Here is a 24,284-nt window from a genome sequence, read left to right on the forward strand (position 1 = left end):
CTATTCATCAAGCCGTTTATAAACAGTTATATCCCCAAATTTCGTTGGGAAAATCTTTATTTTACTATAATCCTTGAGCTTTATCTTATAAAGCATGCTGATGTAATAATCTGCTTTTTGATTTTTCAGTTCATTGTTTAAGTAGTCTCCTGTATCATTGATCATTATAACTCTTACATGGGTTTTTAAGTACCATGAAAGATGCGGCCCGAAATAATCTGAGTAAATAATTTTACTTTTGTAGTTTGGATCGTAACTTTCAAGCCAGTTAGAAACTGTTTTTAGTTCAGTTGTGTTGTAAGTTTCGTAGTAAAGTTCCCCATCGTAATGTTCACTTGTAATCTCAAATTTTCCATGACTTAAATTGAAATTTGATCCATTGGCCAATGGATCATGTCCTATATGATACAGATACGCCCCTGTAAACACTGAAAATACTACCATTAAAGCTAAAGTTAAAATAGAACTTAAATGGGTTTTTTTGATTTTAAAATTTATCTTGCTGAAAAATTCAGTTATTCCAAGGGTCATGAAGTAAGCTACAGCAGGTGCCATTGGAATGAAGTACCTGCAAACCTTAATTTGAAAAACACTGCTGAATATCAGGTAAGAAATTAACCATGTGAGCACTAAAAAGTCGATATCCAAAAACTTTAGTTCATCATTCTTAAGGATTTTGTAGACAAAATACATTAAAATAATGAATAAAACATCTGATAGAAGATAATTTACTTTGTTTATTGAAAAAATAAAGATCAAAGCTAATGCAAAAAGCATTAAACCCTTTATTTTTGTTTTTATAGATTTTAGGGGATTTTCTGAATTTTTTAATCCATTCCTTTTGATCCTTGATATCTTGTGTAAATAAATAACAAGCCCCATTACAATTGAGTAAATTATAACTATTTCAAGTAATATGAAAGAAATGAAGACACTCAGTGAAGGATTATTCAAGAAGTTCATGTTCAAGAAACAATAAAAGGCATTTTTAACGTAGTAAAATGGATCAAGGTTGTAAGAGAACCAATTCACAGAAGAGCCCCTAGTAGCTGAGTATGTCCCTAAAACTGGTAAAAATGGATTTCCCATCATTTTGTACCAGAAAATTAAGACAGGTGTTATTATGATTAAAGATATTCCAATTCCAATGGAAATTTCCTTTAAATTTTTAATATAACTTCTATTTATTAATACGTAAAATAGGATTGGAAAAATTGTAATTGCTGCAGGAAAACGCGTTAAAAATGTCAGCATCAACAAGGGAAATACCGAATAGAAGAACTTAGGATTCTTTTTAACTGCAAGCACTGTGAAATACAAAGCCCAAATTGAAAGTGACGTACTTGCAATATCAGTGTATCCAACTCCAACCCATAAGAGTACCACTGGAAAGGATATGAAGATCAGAGATCCTAAAAGGCTTTGAAGATCATTGAACCGCTGTTTTAAAAGCAAGAAAAGTCCAATAACTCCTAAAACAAAAAATGCACCATCCACTATGGAGATGGTAACTGTGGACACATAACCCATTCTGAATAACAATGATGAAACAAAGGATAGAAAAACTGGTCGTATCAACTCTATGTGAAAACCATGACCTGCAAAGAACTGTGCATTTGTTAAAAAGGAAAAGGCATCCCACATCAAACCTATTTCCATCTGGATCTTAATTTTATAAGCAGTCACTGCAACTGTAATTATTATTAAGAGGATCAACGTGAACAAAAAGGAACTTTCATTCAATAACTTTAAAAATTTGGACCAACTTAAATCTTTCAATAACCTCACCAAGACATCATATGAATAATATTATAGGATATTAAACTATTCCTCCTTAAAGCTTTTGTTAAAAAGCTACCGTTTTATTTTTAATCTTAAAAAATTAAATATAAATTTAAAAGTTTCCTTTCAAACATTTTTTTCAAACAAAATATTTTACTTTTAATTTAATACCTCATTGAACTTTTCAATTTAAATTATGATATCCATATTTCCATATTAACTGATAAAAAGACCATAATTAGTGTGAAAAGACTCTAAATCTTCTCCAAAACGAAGAAGAAGTATTAATAAAGTTACTAATTTCAATCTCTTATTATTCCATAACCTTGACTATTTTAGAACCCCTGTGTGTCCATAAGGCCTTTAAATAAGATACAAATGCTTTTCATCTTGAAAAATGTAATTTATAATAAACACGGTCCGAATGAGGATGTAAACTAAAGGTACCGCAACTAAGGGTTGTAAGTGGAATGCCAAAAACCAGTTAATATCCTTATTTTTTTAGTATCCATGAAACAATTCAACAATAAAAAAAACTTGTGATATACACAGGACCAAATATACAAATTTTACAATCCCTAAATCCATAAGACAGAATACGTATGAATGGGGATATCATACTGATTTTATTAGATAATAAATTAGATTATGCAAAAAATGCCATATACTGTTAAATTATTGATCTGAATTTTGCAATATTAGAATTTGTGTCACCTAAACTGAAAAAGACATTAAAGTTTCACAAGGATATCACCATTAATAATCAATAGTATAGATTGACATATTAAAAAAACAACCCTAAAGATTTCATAATTTAATACTGTCAAAAAACTAAAAAAATATAAAATCAACATAGATAAATAAATTAGTAATAAATATCATAATAATAGTTCGAAATTTAAAATTTTATTAATGCCATTTAATTGAGGTAAAAATGCCATCTATAAATAAAAGATCAAGGACTTGGAATATGGAAAGGTTTAAAAATTTATTTTCTGGATCAGAAACAATTAGTTCTATTGATAGCTCAGAAGTTCAGGAAAATGTACAAATAGGCATAAAATACAAAGTGATATCTAAAAATCCTGTGATAGGAAAAAAGGCACTCATACGTTCAAATTCAGTTATATACAACGATGTAGAAATAGGGGACAATTTTAGAACCGGACATGGTGTTACAATACGTGAAAAAACTGAAATTGGAGACAATGTTTTAATTGGAACCAATTCTGTTGTAGAAGGACATTGTACAATAGGAAGCAATGTAAGTATACAATCCAATGTGTATATACCCACAAACACTTCTATAGAAGATTATGTTTTTATAGGTCCATGTGCGTGTTTTACAAATGATAAATACCCTATAAGAATTGATTTCGAACTGAAAGGCCCTAAAATTAGGAGGGGTGCTTCAATAGGGGCTAATTCAACTTTTTTATCTGACGTTGAAGTTGGAGAGGGTGCAATGGTCGCTGCAGGAGCCATTGTCACAAGGGATGTTCCACCACACTTCCTTGCAATAGGTGCACCAGCAAAAATAAAACCACTTCCTAAACATTTAAAAACTTTGAATAAAATTTAGTATATCAATTTTTAAGCTACTTTTTTTAGTGTGTTCACGATTTTCAGGGGTGCACCCTCATTAAGATTAACCTTTACTCGTTTCATTGCACTTATCTTTTCCTCATCAGATAAGAGTTCAGTTACAGAATCAACAATCCCACTTTGCTCTGTTCCTAAAAGGAGATTTTTACCCATGTCCACGTAATGCATCCATTCAGTTGTGTCCCTTAAAATTAGACAAGGGACATTTAAAACCACAGCTTCTTCCTGTATCCCACCAGAATCTGTTAAAACAAATTTTGAATTTGATAACAAACCCATAAAATCCTTGTAACCCATAGGATCTGTTAATATAACATTTTCAGTTAAATTTATTTTATTTGATTCAATAACGGCCTTTGTTCTTAGATGAACCGGGAACAAAACATTTACTGTATTAGAAATCGTATTAATAGAACTTATAATTTCTTTTAATTTCTCAGAAGAGGTGTTTTCTTGTCTGTGAATTGTTAAAACTGCATAACTTTCCTTTATCAATGAAAAATCCTTAAGTTTTTCCTTATTAAACAGTTCTTTAGCCCTTAAACATGCATCAACAGATGTGTTTCCAACAAGGTAAATTTTTTCTTTTGGTATTCCTTCATTGATGAGATTTTCGTAGGCATTTTCATCAGGTGCAAATAAAAAGTCAGATAAATGGTCGACCACCACTCTGTTAACCTCTTCAGGCATGTTCTTGTCAAAGGACCTACATCCCGCCTCAACATGTGCCACCTTAATTTGAAGCTTTGAAGCAGTTAAAGCTCCTGCAAGGGTTGAATTTGTATCTCCTTGAACCAGTACTAAATCGGGTTTCTCTCTGAGTAATACTTCCTCCAATTTGATCATCATTTCTCCAGTTTGCTGTGCGTGACTTCCTGATCCAACATTCAAAGTGTAATCACAGCTTCTGAGGTTTAGATCTTCGAAAAATATTTTATCCATACTGTAAGAGTAATGTTGGCCCGTATGGATCAGCACTTGAGTAAATTCTTGATCCAAAAGGGGAATTAAAGGTGAAAACTTAATTATTTCCGGCCTTGTTCCAAGAATAGTGGCAATTTTCATATAATTACTTTAGAAAAGGATATATAATAAGTATTTCCCAACAAGTTATTATGAAAATCTCTGTGATAATTCCAATGTACAATGAAGAGGACAATGTTCAAAGAACACTTCAAGAAGTTAATAACAGTTTAAAAGATTACAAAAACTATGAAATCCTTGCAGTAAACGATGGAAGCAAAGATAACACTTACAAACTACTAAAAGAATTTTCATCTGAAAACCAAAAGGTGCGTGTTCTCCAGAATCCTACGAATATGGGTATGGGCAGAGCATTAAGAACTGGTTTTGAAAACGCAACTGGAGATATAGTTGTTACAATCGATGCAGATCTCAGTTACAGTGCAGATCATATCATTAAACTAACATCTGAATTGATAAATGATGAAAGCATTGATATGGTTGTTGGTTCCCCTTACATGGAAGGTGGTGCGGTTAAAAATGTTCCATTTGTAAGATTATTCATAAGCAAAGTGGCCAATCTTTTCGTGGGGTTTTCAATTCCAGGGGATTTAAGCACAGTAACCAGTGTTTTAAGAGCATATAAAAAAGAAGTTCTGGATTCATTGGAATTAGAATCAAATGGCACAGAAATCAACCTTGAAATTTTATCAAAGGTTAATGCGAATCATTTTCGAATAAAAGAAGTTCCAGCAGTATTAGAAGGAAGAAAGTTAGGACAGTCCAAACTCAAATTCAAGGCAAAAACCATTACACATGTCTTATTTTCGTTTCATGAAAAACCGATGATGTTATTCGGAGTGGTTGGTTTTATTTTATGTTTTATTGGAATAATAAGCGCCATATATCTCTTTTATCAATATTTAATGGGTACTCTTGATCCTACAAGGCCCTTAATGCTTTTCATGGCCATTATGATAATTTCTGGAATACAAATATTGATGTTTGGATTTGTTGCAACACAAATAAGTTTGCTTAAACGAGAAGTTTACATAATCCAAAAGGAGAATAAGCTACTTAAAAAGAAAATTAAAGAATAATTATTTCTTTGCCAAAACAACTAAATTTATCCCTTTATCATTATTTATAAAAGGAGTATCTATTTTACATAAATTTCTTAATATTTGACCCGCTTTTCTAGCAAAAAAACTATTTTTTGGAGGGTTAATTTGTGATTTCTGTTTTTTGGCAAATGGTACACAAAAGCCATTGACAAAAAAACGGATGAAAGGGAACCCATAATCAAATATTTCTTCAACCTCAAAATTAGCTAAATTCAATTTATTAGTCACATCTTCTTTTGAATATCTTCTACAATGACCCCCAACTTCATCAGAATAATTCCATAAATCTTGTCTATGAGGCATGCTCAAAATTAGTATTCCTCCATCATTAAGCCAACCATTTATCTGTTTTAAGGCCTTTGTATCCTGTTCTATGTGTTCTAAAACTTCTAAACATAAAATAAGATCATATTTTTCATTTGGTTTAAATTCAAATATGTTCTTATTGAATAAATTTACACAGGAAGTCAGTCCACTCTTTTCAAGCCGATCCTTTGTTGATTTAATGGCTTCCAAAGAGATATCCATAGCATCAACAGTATATCCTTGTTTGATTAAATTAAAAGTAAAAAACCCATCTCCACATCCAATATCTAAAGCTCTCCCACTATTTTTTCCTACAAAAAATTTTTTTATTAACTCCATTTTATATTCAAGGAATGGTCTTGGGTTTTTTACACTTATGTCCTGCCATACCTTATCATATATCTCTTCTTGATTCATATAATCACATTATAAAGCTTTAATACATGCAATTTTTAATTTTTAAAACTTATTTATTACTAATTTGAGTGTATATACTTATATAACTCTGTGCAATTTTTCTCCAATTGAATTTATCCTCAACTAAGTTATATCCTCCATTAGCAAGTTTATTTCTAAAATTTTCATTTTCAACTAAGTTTATTACAGCTTTAGAAAGTTTGGATATATTCTTTTCAGGCACAAGCAACCCTGTTTCACCATCCTGAATTATATCTGGTATTCCACCAATATTTGACCCAATAACAGGTACCTTGCAGGCCATTGCCTCAAGTAAAACCACACCTAATCCTTCTGTATTTCCTTGAGAATCCACAATTGAGGGTAATATAAAAAGATCTGAGGAGTTGTACAAATTCAATAATTCTTCATCTGAAACATTTTTAAGGATTTCAACATTTTTATCCAAGTTTAAATCATTAATAAGGCTTTTAAGATCTCCTTCCAATGGCCCAGAACCAACTATTTTTAATTTTACATTTGCATATTTTTTTAAAACATTTTGCATCGCTTTTATTAAATATTCAAAACCCTTCCTTTCTATCAAATATCCAACTGACAGTATTTGAAAGGTTTTCAAATCTCTATTAATATTTAAAGGTCTAAAAAAATCTGTATCAACTCCAAAAGGGATTACATCGAATGTTTCAGTTTTAAGACCAATTTTAAGACAGCTTTCCAACGTTCCTTTACTGATCGCTACGGATCTGTTTGAATTATTAATGAAACTACGAAGGATAAAGTCGATTTTATAACGTTTAGAAAGGTAAACTTCCTCTCCATATATGGTACTTATGTAAGGAATTTTAAAGATTTTTTTAACAATTAAAGCCCCTAATCCATTAGGTATCAACCAATGAACATGAATCAAATCTCTGTCTTTAAGTTTACTTACTGAATTCACCAAATTAAACAAAATAAATGTTAAAACCTGAAATTTTACAAAAAATCCTTCTTTAACATTATCTATCATACCTGATCTGCCACATAACCTCTGGAATCGTTTAGGATAAAAGTAATGGAAACGTTCCACCTTTACTCCATCGAGCAGGTATTCAGTTTTACCACCTGTATAAGGTGCCATGACTTTCACATCATACCCTTGTTTACTTATCTCTTTCATGAGTCTATGCACAAATATTCCATGAGGATCATCCTCAAATTCAGGATACGCTGAGGTTATAACTCCAATTTTCATATCAATTCCTAACCAATTTTTATTTTCTTACAATTATCAAAAATCCAAATAACCCGGGTATTACAGAATTCACAACTTGTGAAAATAATGAAACAAGAATCGCTAAAGTTGGTGATATATTAATTAAACTAAACAAGTACATAATCATTGCTTCACTTGTACCCAAACCATTAAACGTCAAGGGGAACAGTATGGCAAGATTCATCAATGGAGAAACTGCCAAAACATAGAAAAATGTTATGTCCACAGAAAATGACATGCAAAGTAAATAGAACTGGAAGTATAAAATAATCCAAGCAAGCAGAGATATGCAAAATGTTTTAAATTTAATTATATTAGAAACCATAAAAGAAGATTCTAATTTTTTCTCATCTAATCTTATTTTAAGGAAAATTGAAAGTAATTTATTTAAAAGGCTCCAGGGCATTATTTTGGGATAGAAAAGCAGGAAAACAAGTAATGAAGTCAAAAATAATGAAAAAAGGGATAATAAATATAATTTAAGAAAAATCGCTGCTAAAGTACCTATAAAAAATACAGAAAAAAGAGCCATGAATTTGTCGAATATGTTTGATGACAACATTTCCTCTTTAATACCATGCCATTTGTATCCATAGTACGATTTTGCAATATCTCCAGAGCTTGCAGGTAAAAAAAGGTTCAAGGTTATGCCTGCAAGATTCAGATAAAAAGAGTCCTTGAGTGAAATAAGTTTTCCATCTTTGTTTAAAATTATCATTAATCTCCAAGCTCTCAAGAGTATATTAACAGGGATTAATGTCAAAACAATTAAGAATAAAGCATTTAAATTTTTTAAACTGCTTAAGAGTAAGTTAAAATCTATGAATTTAAATAAAAAAAGGAGTATTAATATAGAAATTATAACTTTAAGTGTCCTTTGACTTTTGAGAGTTTCTTTTAAATGCATGATATCCATCTTTTGATAAATTATAGTAGCCTACCCCGAAGTTTAACATCTTTCATATATAATTACATTTCCAAACTGCTTAATACGTTTATAGTGTGTTAAATTTAATCCTTTTCTCACACAGAAATAATAATCCACATTATTACTCTCCAGGTAACTGTTAAATGCTGCATTATCTTTTATGTTAATGTCTTCATTTTTTACACCGTTATAAAACCTCTGATTGCCCTTAAAAAAGGGCACCTTTCCTACATCCATCTTTAAATACCAAGCAAACGCAGACCATTTATCTGAATAAATCGTTTTATTTTTGTAATTTGGATCATAATTAACAAGCCACTGACTTGCTGAATCCATTTCTTCATCTACAGCTTTAATTCCATAAATATTCTTTTGAAGTAAAGGTAAATAAGCTGCTGCTGAAAAAAATATCAATAATATTAATACAATAGCAAGAAGATTAAAGGTCATAGTCCTATCTTTAATTTTACATCTTAAATTATCTGAAACTTTACTCAAACCTAAAATTAGAAAGTAAGATACTGGAGGAACCATTGTAAGGAAGTATCTATCAATTTTTATTAAATAAACACTGTGAAATATAAAAAATGCCATAAACCATAATAAAAATAGAAAATCAAAATCCATATTCTCTATATCAAACCTTTTTAATAATTCATATAATCCCCAAGAAAAAGCAAAGAATACAAATTCACTGAACATGTAAGACAATTTACCTAATGTACTAATGAATACAACTAAAAGTATCAAAGACAGTATTAAATTCAGTTTTGTAGTTTTATCTAACTTCAAAATTCTTAAAAATCTGTTTTTATCCACACATTTAAGTTTTTTAAATTTATTAATACCACAAATTAAAATTCCAAATAGGATCACTAGGATAACTGCAACACCTTCCATTCCAATATAAACTGGTATTATCCTGAATAAAAAATAAAAGAAGTCCGGATTATATGAGAAATTTTCTGGTGAAATCGGGAATGAAGTTGCAGTTGCACCATAAAAATTGAAAAACGGATACAAAGGATTTCCGAATTTTGAATAAAAAAACAGCAGAATTGGAATCATGAATAGAATTGATAAAAGGATTCCAATTATAATATCTTTGATATCTTTAACAAGTTTATTGTTTATCAAAATGTAAAGCATCATTGGAAATATGACAAATGCTAAGGCATATCTAGCTAAAAAGGTTAACATCAAAAATGGAAATGCCAAACAGAAAAACTTTGAATTCTTTTTAACAGCTAAAACCGTGAAATAAATCGCCCATATAGAAAACGAAAGACTAGGAATATCCGTAAACCCAAAACCCACAAAGGATAAAGTAACAGGGAACGTAACAAACAGGAGAGAACCTAATAAACTTTCCATATCACTGAAACGTATTTTCAGTAGTAAATAAAATCCAATAACCCCAAATACAAAGATAGCACCATCCAAAGCAAAAATAACCGTTGGCGAAACATAACCCAACCTAAAAAACAAAGAAGTTAAAAACGAAAGAAGAGGAGGCCTAGTTAAATCCGCATATCCAGTTCCTTGACCAGCAAACACAAGAGCATTTGCCAGATAAGTGTAAGTATCCTCATTAGGACCTAAATTTACTTGGATCATTACACGATAATAAGTGATAACGATGGTTATTAATAATAAAAAAGTCAAAAAGAAGACTTCTTTGTAGTTCCTAAATACTTCTGAAATCCTTGTCCATTTATTTTCCAAAAAAAGTCCCCACTACCAAAATAATCAATTAATTCAATGAAATCTTATCCCTTAAATCCTTTTAACTTATATCAATTTTTCTTATATATAACTACATCCCCAAACTGTTTAATAGGTTTATAATGTGTTAAATTTAATCCTTTTCTCACACAAAAGTAATAATCAACATTTTCAGCATCCAAATAATTGTTAAATGCTGTGTTATCATTCGAGTTAAATGAATAATCCTTTACACCACAGTAAAATTTTTGATTATCCCTAAAAATTGGCATCATTCCGATATGCATCTTCAAATACCAACCAGTATAAGGCCACTCATCTGAATAAATAGTTTTATTCTTGTAATCAGCATCATAATTTACAAACCAGTGACTTGCTGAAATCATGTCTTCATTTATAAGTTCAATATTAGATTGTGGTTTTTTAAGGTCAAGTAAGTAGCAAGTTGTGGATAACAACATCATTCCAAGCAAAAATATCGTAAATAAATACAAAATTATATGTTTATTCTTAAGACCAAATGTTAATTTATTTGAAACTTCTCTTAATCCTAAAATTAAGAAGTATGAAATAGCAGGAGTCATTGTAAGGAAATATCTTCCATCTTTCATTACATAGACACTGTGAAATATAAAAAATGCCATAAACCACGACAAAAAAAGGAGGTTTAAATCCATATTCTTTATATCAATGTTTTTTAAGAGATCATATGAAAACCACAGCAAAGCAAAAAATATTAATTCACTGAGCATGTAAGTTATCTTTCCAAATGTTCCAACAAATATTATAATTAATAGTAGAATTATGAGAATTTTCAACTTTGTAAAGTTATTTTTAACATTAAAATAATATTTTAAATGATTTTTAACCTTCAAATCTCCTTTTTTCAATTTGATAGATGTAAAAATAAAAAAACCAAACAAAATGATGAGAAGAAATATAAAACCTACAGTTCCAATGTACACTGGAGATTTTAATATAAAATAAAATAAGTTAGGGTGATATGCAAAGTTTTCCGACGAGATTGGTGATGAAGTTGTGGTTACACCAAAAAATGTAGAAAAAGGATAAAGAGGATTTCCAAATGTTGAATAAAAAAACAATAAACATGGAATCAAGGATAGAAATGATACAAAAATTCCAATTAAGATGTCTCTGATATATTTAACAAATCTTTTATTTATTAAAATATAAATCAACATTGGAAATATGACAAATGCTATGGCGTATCTAGTTAAAAATGCCAGCACAAAAAATGGAAAAGCCAAATAAAAAAACTTTGAATTCCTCTTAACAGCCAAAACCGTGAAATAAATCGCCCATATAGAAAACGAAAGACTAGGAACATCTGTAAGACCAAAACCTGCGAATAATAAAACAATGGGAAATGTGGAAAAAAGTAATGCGCCTAATAAGCTTTCCATATCACTGAAACGTATTTTCAGGAGTAAATAAAATCCAATAACCCCAAATACAAAGATAGCACCATCCAAAGCAAAAATAACAGTTGGCGAAACATAACCCAACCTAAAAAACAAAGAAGTTAAAAACGAAAGAAATGGCGGCCTAGTTAAATCAGCATATCCTGTTCCTTGACCAGCAAACAAAAGAGCATTTGATAAAAAATCACAAGTATCCCAGATAGGCCCTATTTCCATTTGGATCATTACACGATAATAAGTAACTATACTCACAACCAACATCAATACAATGGGCGAAATATAATGAGAATACTTTTTTAGACTATTATACAGTGTCAAAAACTTTTTTCCAAATTTATTATCATTATCCAAATATATCACCAGTAGTCCTCAAATGAATCCCTAAAATAAAGTATATACTTTTTTCATTTATAATATTAATGTAATAATCAAAATTAATGCGTAACCTAAAAATAGAAAAAATAGAGTTTCTAATTCAGAAATCTGAAGTGATTAATTTAGTTTGTTCCTATAAAATTATATTAATAATCCGTTTAATAAGAGTATAACCTGTTAAATTAAGTCTTTTTATGAATTTATAAAATAAAAATGAAATTAAAAACATATTAAAATAAGTAAAGTAATATAAAACCTTCAATCCCCAAAATAAACACTCTCATTCAACCTCGGAACCATAGCCATGAGAACGCACTGCTCAGTGTTTCCAGTTCTGTCCAGAAGTCCGTGGGTCAAATGACTCACAGCACCAGTCTTCTCACCGAGGTTGGAGATTCCTGTAACCTCATCCATAACATCTCCAACTTCACGTCCCTTTAAAACCTTTTCTATAACTCCAGGAGGATACTCAAATCCAGAACTTACACCAATGGTTACCCTGCTGCCGTCGAAGATTGCACACCACTGCAGGTCTATGTAACCTGTTATTGATGAGGGTGTTTCCATGAGCCCTGATTCTATACCCACGCTCAAGTCAACATCACTGGAATATGCATTTTTTGCCCTGTTAACTGCACCTTCTATGGTCTGATCCAGTCCGAAGGGTTGTGAAGGTACCTCTGAATCCACATCAACACTTGAAACCTGGAGATCGTTGTAGAAGTTTTTTAGAACATTCTCCGTTGCCCTTACCTTAACAGGGTTCTTGGATCCAACTGCAACCTTCATGGAAATTTTCTCCTTGAACTACAGAAAAATAGATTAAAAAAAATAAAAATCATCACTCATCCTTTATGATGATTCCTTCCCTGTCTATCTCTCCCTTACGTATCCTTGTGGATGAGATGGGCCTTCCATCCTCTGCAAGCACCATTCCAATGGTTAGGATGTCCAGTGCCTTCATTCCCTTTTCACGTCTTATTCTGTTTATTTCAAGGGCTGTGGGTTCTGTTTCCTCACTCACAACGATGGCATCGACCTCCTCGTCGTGGATGGTTGTTCCGTAGGGGTCGTTGAGCTCCTTTATATCGTAGTTTAGGGGTTTTTCCTGGAGTAAACCTCTTAAATTGGACATTCTTATGTTGCAGGGTTCAATTTTACCCTTGACCCCTCCAAATTTATTTGAGGTTACACCGATAACAACGTGATCGCCTATTTCAAAGGCCTTATCAACCAGAGTTCTGTGGCCTTCATGGAACTTGTCGAATGTTCCTCCAACTGCCACTTTCCTGTAGGGTTTCTCATTCATTTGGTACATTCCTTAACTTTTGATTTATTGATGATTCCTTAAAAAGGTAAATGTTAATTTTAATTTGTATTGGTTGTCGATTTATTTAAAAAGTTTTTAATTGATTTCTTGGGTGTGACTTGTTGAGTATTGCATACAGAGTTAATGATATTCTCTCGAGTTATTTTTCATGTGAATTTGAACTTTCATGTGACTCTGAATCCGATATCTTGATTATGTATTTCGTTTAGATTATAGGTTATGCTCCAGGAACACAACGTTGTCTTGAAAAATCCCCGGAACGTGGATGTGAACTTCGCATCATGCTACCCCAACCTCTACCGCAGTGCAATGTCCTCACTGGGTTTCCACATAATCTACGACTTTTTAAACTCCAGAGAAGATATTTACTGCCAGAGAGTTGTTTATCCATACTCAAGGAGTCTTGAAACCAACACACACCTGAACAAATTTGATGTGGTGAGCTTTTCACTTCAGTACGAGCAGGACTACGTCAACGTGCTTAAGATGCTGCGTGATGGTGGCATTCCACTGAGAAAGGAGGATAGAACTTCTCATGACCCTCTGGTGATTGCTGGTGGTCCCTGTGCAAGTTCAAATCCCCTGCCAGTATCCAGGTTCATTGACCTCTTCGTGGTTGGGGAGGCAGAGGTCATCCTGGATGAGGTTCTGGACAGATTCATGGAACTTGAAAACCCCAGAGAGAACCTTGATGCCTTCCTTGACATACCCGGAGTTTACGTACCTGGAAACCCAGTTAAGATCCAGGTTGTGAAGAAAATGGAGGATGCATGGCAGCCAATAAGGCAGGTTGTACCTGAAACAGATGATAAAGAGTTTTTACCCGCATTTGGAAGGTCATTTCTCCTGGAGGTTTCACGTGGATGCACCAGGGGCTGCAGGTTCTGCATGGCAGGGTGCATGTACAGACCAAGACGTGAAATGCCCCTGAAAAAGCTCTTTGAAGTGGCTGAAAAGGGCAGGAAAGTCACGGGACTCAGTAAAATAGCCATGATCGGGGCTGCAGTTTCAGACCACTCAAAGATTGAAGAACTATGTCTTGGCCTTTCTGAGAGGGGTTTTCAGGTCACAACCCCCTCATTGAGGATTGAATCCATCTCAGATGAGCTCCTGACCATACTACGTGATAGCGGACTTAAAACCGTTACCATAGCACCAGAATCCATATGGAAGCTCAGAAAGGTTGTCAACAAACCCATAACTGATGAAAAATTGATGGAAACCATTCAAACAGCATTCAAGCAGGGTATGAACGTTAAACTCTACTTCCTAATGGGCCTGCCCAGTGAAACACACGAAGACCTCCAATGCATGGCACAGTCCATTAAAAGGTTGAGTAAACTATCAAAAAAGAGCAATGCCCTCAGGGTGAGTGTTAATCCATTCATACCAAAACCCCACACACCATTCCAGTGGGAAAAATTCGATTTTGACCTGATAAAGGCAAATGCCAAGTATCTGAAATCAGAGGTGCACCTCAGATCCTTCAAGATGGAGAGCCCTAAAAACTCACTGATACAATACGTTCTATCAAATGGGGGAGAAGATCTGGGGGATTTGATAGAAAGATCCCTGGAAAGTAAGGTTCAGATGAAGGAATGGAAGAAGTTTGGGGCAGAAATAAATCCTCACGTGGATCTTCCATGGAGTGACATAGATGTTGGAGTGACTGATGCCTTCCTCAAGGAAGAACATGAGAAAGCTCTAAATGGAGATATAACTCCATGGTGTGAAACTTTCGGTTGTTACAACTGTGGTTCATGTGATTAATCCCCCAATACCTCCAGTTTAAGTTCCATCATCTAATTTTATCCTCCAACCATCAAGAGGTATTATTTGCAGCCATATCTTGAGTTACATCCCCCATAACCGAAACTTATAAATATTAGAAGCACACTAACAAGAAATCCATAGTACTAATAAGATCCAATAAGAACATTTTGAATCAAGATAATACCTCTTGAAAATGAAAATATATTGAAAATAAATTTTTAAGAAAATAAATCTTGAAAATTTTGAATTTAAAATATAAATCTGAATACATAAACTGAGTTTCTTTTTTTCTGTATTTTGTTTATGAATTGTATTCATCATTGATACAGATTATATACTCATTTTATTTTATATGGAGGAATTAGAAATGTTTTATTAACTCCTAAGTGGCTATGTGGCATTCACGACCTACTGCAAAGCAAGGCGTGTAAAATCCATGAAACCGAAATAGGAGGCGGTTAGATTAAGGGAAACTTATTCAGGATATTTGTTATCCTGTCACTAACATTACTATCAGTTAGTCCTGCAATTGCAGGAACCAATCAACCATACAACGTTTCTGTTACAAGTAAATATGTAACAGCTGTGGCTAAAGCAACGGGTAGCCATGGAGTGTGGGCCTATGAAAAGGGCACATTTCTGAATTACTGTCCACAGTGTCACAGTTACGGTACTTTAAGTTACAGTAAGTACTGTGACGGGGGACAATGGACCTGTTCCCATTGTGACTGTGATTACGACATGCAAACGGGATACGAGAAGATTTCAGGCTCAAGTTTAAGGTTAACACCCTACACCATCCAGAGCACTGCTAAAACAACTACGAAAAAAACAGGCACAAACAACACAACAAAGACCACTACAAACAACACAAGTACAAAAACTGTAAACAAAACCCATAACACCGTACAGGCAATCAACATACTACAGTTAACCTACACTGAGCCCCTGATAAAGGAAAAGAAAACAGTTACAGTTCCTAAAACAACAAAAAACACTAAAATCGATGCAGAGAGTGGAAGTCCACAGATTGGATCGGGAATAATGGTGATGTTAGAAAATCAGATGAAATTCAAACTGGGCAACCATTGATTTGCCCCTTTTGAAGGGAGATCTGAAAACAAATAAAAGGTACCCACCTAATGAAGGTACCGTTACATGGATCGTATCTTGAGTTGAAATCAGGGTATGATCAATCCATTCTTTTTTTAAACCTAAAAAAATTGTTTATTCTGATATTAAATAAAAAAAATTAATTTATACTTTAAAGTTTTTTTAAAAATCAGCAGATCTAATTTTATTCTTTGAATTATTTCATTCTTTAAACTATTCTGAGAATTTGTTATTCCTAAACTTAATAACAGATGGAAAATCAAAATTTCAACTGTGATGGAAAAGAATTGAATGTATTTCCCTCAAAATAGAGTAGAGATGTCCTAAAAAGTGGGCCAAAGCCTTTTGAGGGAACATTACAAACCTTGAGAATAATCCCCTTCCAAGGAACATGTCCCTTTTAACAGCTTCAATCTCCTCCCCGGTAGCGTACCTCCAGAAGATAGGTATCCCTAGGGTTATAAGCACAATCCCAATTAATATTTGATTCACAGCGCACTGTATCATCATGTAAACGCATATAATTACTCCTAAGACAGGTACAATCCAAGGGAGGTTTATTCCGCCGTCAAACTTCTTCTTCAATGGAAAAACTGATACGCATGTTAAAAGGTAACAGAAGAGAAGTGTGAAGACTGAAATGATTATGAGCTGACTTATGGTTCCGAAGATGGCGGCCACAAGGGTTATGCTGTTTTGTACAAACAGGGAAACGTATGGTGTGCCGTACTCTGGATGCACCTTCGAGAATGCATGGGGTAAAAGACCATCTCCTGCCATTGCATATGGTATCCTCGCTGATGATAGAATCCCTGCCTCATCAGATCCTGAAATTGAGAAAAGGGCACCCACCGTTAAAAAAATAGCACCTATACTCCCCATAACAGTGTATCCTGCCAGTGCAAGTGGTGCAGAGGATGATGCAAGTTCCCTCCAGGGAACCGTGCCCAGGATCACGAAGTTGGTCAGCACGTAAAAGAGGGTTACAATGCCCATGCCCAATAGTATTGCCCGTGGAATTGTCTTTTTTGAATCGATTATTTCGTCGGAGGGTACTGTTACAAGTTCAAAACCCACATAAGCCCAGAATATAAGTACTAGTGCACTTCCAAACCCTCCAAATCCAAGGGGTGATATTGGTGTGAAGTTGGATGCAAGCTGGGAGGGATGAATCACAAAAATAACAATTCCAATAATTGTAAGTATGAATATGGGTGCAATCTTTAAAACAGTCAGCACATCGTTGATTTTTCCTGCCTCCTTAACACCCCTGTAGTTTATGAAGGTTAGAAAGAGGACGAACAAAACCTTTATCAGTATCTGTTCCCAGCCAGGCATTGCAGGATAAAAATATTTAAGATATGCCACAAATGCCAGGGGAAACACTGCTATGGCACTCCAGGAAGCTATTAAAAGGGACCAACCAACCAAAAATCCTGTAAGATCTCCGAAAGCTTCCCTTGCATATGCATAGGGCCCTCCAACCCTTGGAACGAGTGAAGAACATTCAGCGAAACACATGGCTATGATTATCGCCATTAAACCTGCAATTATCCATGCAAAAATAGATGACGGGCCTAAAAAGCCGGCACCAAATGATGCTGCTATGTATATATCTGCACCAACTATGGTTCCAACCACCAGACTCACCACATCAAAAAGACCCAGTGAACGTTTCAATCCAGATTCAGACATGGTTTCCTATTTATACAATTCATGCTAAAAGTAGGTATGGTAATGCTTATGAGATATTCAAAAAGAGTTGAATCAGTTAGTTTATCTGGAATAAGGAAGATGTTTGAACTTGCCGGAGAAAATGCCATCAGCCTGGGCCTTGGAGAACCAGACTTCGACACACCTCTCCATATAAGGGAAGCAGCCCAGAAAGCCATTGAAGAGGGACTCACACACTACACAGTTAATAAGGGAATACCAGAATTAAGGGGGGCAATTTCAAGGAAACTCCAAGAGGACAACAACATCGAAGCAGACCCTGAATCCATAATAGTGACTGTTGGTGCCAGTGAAGCCCTCTTCATGTGCATGCAGGCCCTTGTGGATGAAGGAGATCACGTGCTCGTTCCTGATCCAGGTTTTCTATCCTACGCAGCATGTGTGAAACTTTCTGGAGGAATTCCAGTACCTATAAAACTCGAGGAGAGTACTGAATTTCGAACAACACCAGAATCTGTGCTTGAAAGCCTGACAGATAACACCAAGGCCATAGTGCTTAACTCCCCCTCAAATCCAACAGGAGGGGTTATGAGTAAAGAGGATGTCAAAGGCCTGGCTGAAATTGCTGATGATCACGACATCGTTCTCATATCCGATGAGATCTACGAGAAGATCATCTACGATGAGAAGCATTACAGTCCTGGAAGCTACTCTGAAAATGTTGTGACCATAAATGGGTTTTCAAAGGCCTATGCAATGACCGGTTTCAGGGTGGGTTACACAGCTGCAAGCCCGGAGTTAACTGAGGAGCTTTTGAAGGTTCATCAGTACACAACTGCCTGTGCAACTTCCATATCCCAGAGTGCAGCCCTTGCAGCTCTTGAAGGCCCACAGGACTGTGTTGGTGAAATGGTTACCGAGTTCAAAAACAGAAGGGATCTCCTCCTTAAACGTTTGAAGGAACTTGGAATAGACTGTCCAACACCGAAGGGTGCTTTCTATGCATTTCCAGAGGTACCTGAATCTGAAAAGTTCGTTAAAGATGCCCTGAAGCGGGACGTTATAACTGTCCATGGAAGTTCCTTTGGAGGGTATGGACGTGATAATATCAGGTTGTCCTATGCAACTTCCCAGGAGAACATCAACGAGGCAATGGACAGGCTTGAGGATTTGAAAATTGTTTGATCCTGATTTAAATTAGAATATTAGAATTAAATCATTATAACGTGTTAATTCTAAAAAGGAATCATTTAAAAAAAAATCATTCAAAATAATCTTTAAATCTTTATAAAAATTTTTTAATTTTTTAATTTTAGATTTTTGAGATTTTTTTAATTAGTTAATTTTTAATTATTTAAGAATCATTTTTTTTATTTCATTATTTTTTTTTAAGTATTACATGATCCAATCCTTTATCGTTAAAATCTTATTAAAATTCCCTTTTTTTAAAAATAATAATTAATACAAATTATAATTAAATTTAAAAAGATTTTAACGCCTTAATTCTTATCAACAAACTTAAAATCCAATGTTAGGTTAAACTAACTTCAATTAAAGCTGAAAACCACATCATTTTTATAGTTGAAGTTTTAATAAAGTTAATCTCAGTCTAAATTCATAATATTGATCTGGAGGATGTGTAATTTTGGATGTCGAGGAACGAAAAAAGATAGGTAAAAAGGCAGTTTCTATTGCAATCTCAGGAAATGTCCTCTTAACACTCCTGAACTTCGTTGTGGGGATGCTTTCAGGCAGTATGGCCCTCGTTGCAGAGTCTGCCCACACCTTTTCAGATGTTTTGACCTCAATCATAACCTCGGTAGGATTTAAGATCGGGCTCAAACCCCCTGACAGCAAGCATCCCTACGGCCACGGTAGGGCCGAACCACTTGCAGGCCTTATAATAGTTCTTTTCCTTGGAATCATTGCATATGAAATCCTTTCAGAGGTTTACAGGAAACTGATCCTTGGAGCTGCTCTGACTCCTCCTGAAATGACGGCAGCAGTCATGGCACTCCTTGGTGTTGGCGCAAACCTTGCAATGACAACCTACATGATGCGTGCAGGTAAGAAGATAAACAGCCCGGCCATAGTTGCAGATGCACACCATCAGAAGGTGGACATATTCTCATGTGCAGCCATACTTGTTGGTGTTGTGGGTTCCAGGATGGGATTTCCAATACTCGATCCCCTGGTTGCCATTTTCATTGCATTCATGGTCTTAAAAACTGCCTTCGACATAGGCAGGGACAACATCAACAACATAATGGGCACAGTACCCTCCAGGGACATAATGATCAACATAAAGAAAGCTGCAATGGCTGTTCCAGGTACCTTTGGAATCCACAACGTTAGAATAAATTATCTTGGACCATATGCATCCGTTGACCTTCATGTTGCTGTTGAAGGTAATTTGAGTCTTAAAGAAGCCCATGAAATTGCCCACAGTGTTGAAAGGAACATAATCAAGGAAGTTGATGTTGTAAACATTGTAACCGTCCATGTCTGTCCAAGGGACGAAGACAACGATGAGGAGTTCTGTGTTGAATGAAACTTCTATGTTGACTGAATATGTTAAATCCAATCACATAGGATAAGTTTATCTCAATCTTGGAATAATTAATATTAAATATCCATAAAGGTTTTGTTGGTGACGGTTTATGGATGATCTGGATATAAAAAATATCCGTGGGCTTTCTGAAGAAGAAGCTGCCCAAAGGCTTGAAGAACATGGTTACAACGAGCTGCCCTCTGCCCGTGAGCGTAGCTTCCTTGTGATCATGTTGGATGTTGTCCGCGAGCCCATGTTTCTCCTTTTAATTTCATGCGGAACCATCTACCTCATTCTGGGAGACTTGCAGGAGGCACTCATGCTCATGGGATTTGTTTTCCTCATAATGGGCATAACCTTCTATCAGGAACGTAAAACTGAACGCACACTTGAGGCCCTCCGTGATCTGTCCAGTCCCAGGGCACAGGTAATACGCAACGGCCATAAGAAAAGGATAGCAGGCCGTGAAGTTGCTCTTGATGATATTCTGATTCTTGAAGAGGGGGATCGTGTTCCTGCAGATGCGGTTGTAATTTCATGCACCAACCTCAGCATCAACGAAGCTCTGCTCACAGGTGAATCCGTTGCTGTGCACAAAGTTCCGTGTAAGGGTATTATGGACATGCACCCCCCTGGTGGGGATGGTCTGCCCTCTGTTTTCTCTGGAACGCTGGTTGTCCAGGGTCAGGGTGTGGCACAGGTCACAGCAACGGGTTTGGAAACTGAAATCGGTGCAATAGGCAAGCGCCTTGAAACCCTTGAAACAGAAGCCACACCACTTCAGAAGGAAAGTAGAAAGTTTGTTTTTAATCTTGCACTGGCTGGAGTTCTCCTCTGTGCAGCAGTGGTTGTTATATACGGTTTCACACGATCGGACTGGTTGAACGGTTTTCTTGCAGGTATAGCCCTTGCAATGGCAATTCTGCCTGAAGAAATTCCAGTTGTGCTCACCATCTTCCTGGCACTTGGAGCATGGAGAATATCGCAGAAAAAGGTTTTAACAAGACGTTCACAGGCAATTCAGGCCATTGGATCAGCAACTGTGCTTTGTGTGGATAAAACAGGTACTTTAACCATGAACGAAATGTCAGTGACCAGTATATTCACAGATGGAAAGTACCACAACATGAAATCTTACATGGAAACTGATGGTACTGGATCTGAAAAACCTCTGCCTGAGGATCTCCATGGTATAATAGAGTTCAGCATACTTGCAAGTCAAAGGGATCCCTTCGACCCTATGGAAAGGTCACTGAAGGAGTTTGGTAAAGCCACACTTGCAAAGACAGAACATTTACATGAGGACTGGAACCTGATACGTGAATATCCTCTTTCACCTGAGTTAATGGCAATGTCCCATGTCTGGAAATCCCCAGATGGTCATGACTACATCATAGCTGCCAAGGGTGCTCCTGAAGCTGTTGCAGATCTCTGCCACCTTGATGAGATGCAGACAGAAAGGCTTTCCCATAACATACGTTCAATGGCAGGTGAAGGCCTTCGTATCATCGGCGTTGCAAGAGCAGCCTTCAGGGAGACAGGACTTCCCCAAAAACAGCACGACTTCAAATTCGAATTCCTGGGACTTGTAGGATTCATGGATCCAGTTCGTCCAGGTGTTGCAGAGGCCATAAAGGAGTGCTACAGTGCAGGTATCAGGGTTGTGATGATAACCGGAGATTACAAGGGAACTGCACAAAAGATAGGGGAAAAAATAGGCTTGAAGGATCCTGAAAATGTCTTAAGTGGAGTTGAACTTGACAGCATGGACGATCATGAGTTTCAGGAGAGGCTAAAATCTGTGAACATCTTTGCAAGGGTGGTGCCAGAGCAGAAGCTCCGCATCGTGAATGCCCTTAAGGCACACGGTGAGGTGGTTGCAATGACAGGGGATGGTGTCAACGATGCCCCGGCCCTCAAATCAGCCCAAATCGGTGTGAGTATGGGAGGTAGGGGTACAGATGTTGCAAGGGAATCATCATCACTGGTTCTACTTGAGGATGACTTTTCATCCATTGTTGCAGCGGTGAAAATGGGCCGCAGGATCTTCGACAACCTGAAAAAGGCAACTGCCTACATACTGTCGGTTCACATCCCCATAATAGGCATGTCCCTTATCCCTGTGATCTTCCAGCTGCCCCTGGTACTCCTGCCAGTCCACATCGTCTTCCTTGAGATAATCATCGATCCTGCCTGTTCCATAGTGTTCGAGGCAGAACCTGCAGAGGAGGGTGTTATGAAAAAGCCGCCAAGAAGCCTGACAGAACCCCTCTTCGATAGAAAAACCATTGGATTCAGCATAATGCAGGGCCTGAGCGTTCTCATAATAGTGCTGAGCGTCTTCGTTCTTGCCCTTTACACAGGTATGGGTGAACTTGATGCCCGTACACTGAGTTTCACCACCCTCATCATTGCCAACATTGGACTGATATTCACCAACCTCTCATGGTCCGGCACCATACTGAACACCATCAGATCACCCAACTCTGCATTGTGGTGGATAGTGGGTGGTGCAGTACTATTCCTGGGACTTGTACTCTACTTCGAACCTCTGCGCAGTCTTTTCAACTTCAGTGTTCTCCACCCAAAGGACCTCGTCATGTGCCTGATGGCCGGGATCATCAGTGTGCTGTGGTTCGAGGGACTCAAGGCTTTTAAGATAGTTAAAAGATAAATTAAATAGATTGAGGTTTTAGAGAATGAATTACAGAACATGTTAAAGTTTTACTAGGAGATAACCTGGAGACTATGGATTAAAGTTGTATTAAAGGATAAATACAGCAAGTAAAAAAAATGAAGATTGAAATGGGTGTTGATTGAAATGAAACCTCGCAAAAAAGCCAGATCCATTAAAGAGGAATTGCTTCTGAAGTGCAGGGAACTCGAAGTACCCCTGGTGGGATTTACACCGGTTGAAAGGTGGGAAAAACCTCCAGAAGAACTTCCAAATACCTTCAAAGAGTGGATACCCAAGGAATTCAGGCCCCAATCCATATATCCTGAGGCAAAAACTGTTGTGGTTATAGGACTGCCGGTTCAGCTCCCCATAGTTGAAACAGCACCCTCCATATATTACCATAACCTCTACAACACCGTTAACGCACTCTTGGATGAGAAGGCCTATGAGATCTCAAATTTCCTGACAGAGAAAGGTTATCCATCAATTTACCTGCCACGTGATGGTTACGGAGACATCGATGTCTTGATTGAAAGGCCCCTTGCATTTTTCTCACACAAGTATGCTGCTTACCTTGCAGGTTTAGGTTCAATTGGTCTGAACAACGTCATCCTCACTCCAGAGTACGGTCCAAGGGTCAGGTTCACATCCATTTTCACAACTGCACCTATAGAATCTGAAGTTCCAAAAATAAACGATCTTTGCACGCGTTGTATGAGATGCACTGTGGAATGCCCTGTAAATGCCATTTATCCTCAAAATCTCATAAAAAATGATTTAAAAAATGAATTAAGTGATCCAAAAATGGATTTAAAATATTTCCCACCACCCATGGACAAGTTGAAATGTGCACTGCGAAGTAAAAATCTCAGGAAGGAGTTAAGGGCTCCATGTGGCATCTGCATAAAGGTTTGTCCTGTTGGGGAGGATAGAAAGGTCTTCGGAAGGGAAGATATGAAGATCTACTCAAAAAATGAAGATTTCAAAGTTTACCATGAGGCATGGGAACATGTTAAACGTTACGGCACTAGGAAAAAACATGAATAATATTCTAAAAATATTTTGAAAGTTTTAAGTTTTATTTACTGATTTAAAGTATTGACTAAAGAATGTTTTAAAGATTGAAAGGTTTAACAAATTTTTAAATATGTAAAAAGTTTTTAAAAAGATTTTTTTTGATTATTTAAAGAGAAATAGGGAATAACATTTAAACTCCCTACTAAATTTAAAGAAGGTACTAT

The 24,284-nt window shown here is 35.7% G+C and carries 18 protein-coding genes; 8 read left to right on the top strand and 10 right to left on the bottom strand.

Going from position 1 to position 24,284, the window contains the following annotated elements; all coding sequences use genetic code 11:
- On the bottom strand, positions 1-1,779 hold the full coding sequence (locus MCBB_RS07145; RefSeq protein WP_071907118.1) for a glycosyltransferase family 39 protein: 1,779 nt from the start codon (positions 1,777-1,779) through the stop codon (positions 1-3).
- A gap of 937 nt (positions 1,780-2,716) precedes the next feature.
- Here MCBB_RS07145 and MCBB_RS07150 point away from each other — a divergent pair.
- Positions 2,717-3,364 (top strand): acyltransferase, encoded by a 648-nt coding sequence (locus tag MCBB_RS07150; protein WP_231916329.1) that lies wholly within the window; start codon positions 2,717-2,719, stop codon positions 3,362-3,364.
- An 11-nt stretch (positions 3,365-3,375) separates the two neighbouring features.
- Here the strand turns inward: MCBB_RS07150 and wecB are convergent, their stop codons facing one another.
- A complete protein-coding gene (gene wecB / locus MCBB_RS07155) occupies positions 3,376-4,452 on the bottom strand; it encodes a non-hydrolyzing UDP-N-acetylglucosamine 2-epimerase (RefSeq protein ID WP_071907119.1) in 1,077 nt (358 codons plus the stop codon).
- A gap of 50 nt (positions 4,453-4,502) precedes the next feature.
- Between wecB and MCBB_RS07160 the strand changes: the two genes are divergently transcribed.
- The gene (locus MCBB_RS07160) at positions 4,503-5,450 is read left to right on the top strand and encodes a glycosyltransferase (RefSeq protein WP_071907120.1); all 948 of its coding nucleotides are present in this window, start codon (positions 4,503-4,505) and stop codon (positions 5,448-5,450) included.
- On the opposite strand, the gene MCBB_RS07165 is transcribed toward MCBB_RS07160, so the two are convergent.
- From MCBB_RS07165 to MCBB_RS07195, 7 genes are all read right to left on the bottom strand, one after another.
- Positions 5,451-6,197, bottom strand: coding sequence for a class I SAM-dependent methyltransferase (locus MCBB_RS07165; RefSeq protein WP_071907121.1), 747 nt, complete (start codon positions 6,195-6,197; stop codon positions 5,451-5,453).
- Positions 6,198-6,246: 49 nt separating this feature from the next.
- The gene (locus tag MCBB_RS07170) at positions 6,247-7,434 is read right to left on the bottom strand and encodes a glycosyltransferase family 4 protein (RefSeq protein WP_071907122.1); all 1,188 of its coding nucleotides are present in this window, start codon (positions 7,432-7,434) and stop codon (positions 6,247-6,249) included.
- A gap of 19 nt (positions 7,435-7,453) precedes the next feature.
- Complete coding sequence (locus MCBB_RS07175) at positions 7,454-8,362, bottom strand: lysylphosphatidylglycerol synthase transmembrane domain-containing protein (protein WP_071907123.1); 909 nt, start codon at positions 8,360-8,362, stop codon at positions 7,454-7,456.
- A gap of 42 nt (positions 8,363-8,404) precedes the next feature.
- Positions 8,405-10,108: a glycosyltransferase family 39 protein gene (locus MCBB_RS07180; RefSeq protein WP_084789892.1), complete on the bottom strand. Its 1,704-nt coding sequence runs from the start codon at positions 10,106-10,108 to the stop codon at positions 8,405-8,407.
- A 71-nt stretch (positions 10,109-10,179) separates the two neighbouring features.
- Positions 10,180-11,775 (bottom strand): glycosyltransferase family 39 protein, encoded by a 1,596-nt coding sequence (locus MCBB_RS07185; RefSeq protein WP_231916331.1) that lies wholly within the window; start codon positions 11,773-11,775, stop codon positions 10,180-10,182.
- Positions 11,776-12,183: 408 nt separating this feature from the next.
- The gene (gene yjjX, locus MCBB_RS07190; RefSeq protein WP_071907125.1) at positions 12,184-12,714 is read right to left on the bottom strand and encodes an inosine/xanthosine triphosphatase; all 531 of its coding nucleotides are present in this window, start codon (positions 12,712-12,714) and stop codon (positions 12,184-12,186) included.
- Between the two features lie 52 nt (positions 12,715-12,766).
- Positions 12,767-13,234, bottom strand: a complete 468-nt coding sequence (locus MCBB_RS07195; protein WP_071908030.1) for a phosphopantetheine adenylyltransferase — start codon at positions 13,232-13,234, stop codon at positions 12,767-12,769.
- Positions 13,235-13,474: 240 nt separating this feature from the next.
- Between MCBB_RS07195 and MCBB_RS07200 the strand changes: the two genes are divergently transcribed.
- Positions 13,475-15,025: a radical SAM protein gene (locus MCBB_RS07200; RefSeq protein WP_071907126.1), complete on the top strand. Its 1,551-nt coding sequence runs from the start codon at positions 13,475-13,477 to the stop codon at positions 15,023-15,025.
- Between the two features lie 588 nt (positions 15,026-15,613).
- A complete protein-coding gene (locus MCBB_RS07205; protein ID WP_145976025.1) occupies positions 15,614-16,120 on the top strand; it encodes a hypothetical protein in 507 nt (168 codons plus the stop codon).
- A 288-nt stretch (positions 16,121-16,408) separates the two neighbouring features.
- Here the strand turns inward: MCBB_RS07205 and MCBB_RS07210 are convergent, their stop codons facing one another.
- Entirely contained in the window at positions 16,409-17,836 is a 1,428-nt protein-coding gene (locus tag MCBB_RS07210) for an amino acid permease (RefSeq protein WP_071907128.1), read from the bottom strand.
- A gap of 48 nt (positions 17,837-17,884) precedes the next feature.
- Here MCBB_RS07210 and MCBB_RS07215 point away from each other — a divergent pair, with 48 nt between their 5' ends.
- From MCBB_RS07215 to MCBB_RS07230, 4 genes are all read left to right on the top strand, one after another.
- Entirely contained in the window at positions 17,885-19,000 is a 1,116-nt protein-coding gene (locus tag MCBB_RS07215; protein WP_084790016.1) for a pyridoxal phosphate-dependent aminotransferase, read from the top strand.
- Between the two features lie 460 nt (positions 19,001-19,460).
- Positions 19,461-20,366, top strand: coding sequence for a cation diffusion facilitator family transporter (locus MCBB_RS07220; protein ID WP_071907130.1), 906 nt, complete (start codon positions 19,461-19,463; stop codon positions 20,364-20,366).
- A 109-nt stretch (positions 20,367-20,475) separates the two neighbouring features.
- Complete coding sequence (locus MCBB_RS07225) at positions 20,476-23,040, top strand: cation-translocating P-type ATPase (RefSeq protein ID WP_071907131.1); 2,565 nt, start codon at positions 20,476-20,478, stop codon at positions 23,038-23,040.
- A gap of 147 nt (positions 23,041-23,187) precedes the next feature.
- A complete protein-coding gene (locus MCBB_RS07230) occupies positions 23,188-24,090 on the top strand; it encodes a 4Fe-4S binding protein (protein ID WP_071907132.1) in 903 nt (300 codons plus the stop codon).
- Positions 24,091-24,284: the final 194 nt, after the last annotated feature.

Source organism: Methanobacterium congolense (assembly GCF_900095295.1).
GTDB lineage: Archaea > Methanobacteriota > Methanobacteria > Methanobacteriales > Methanobacteriaceae > Methanobacterium_C > Methanobacterium_C congolense.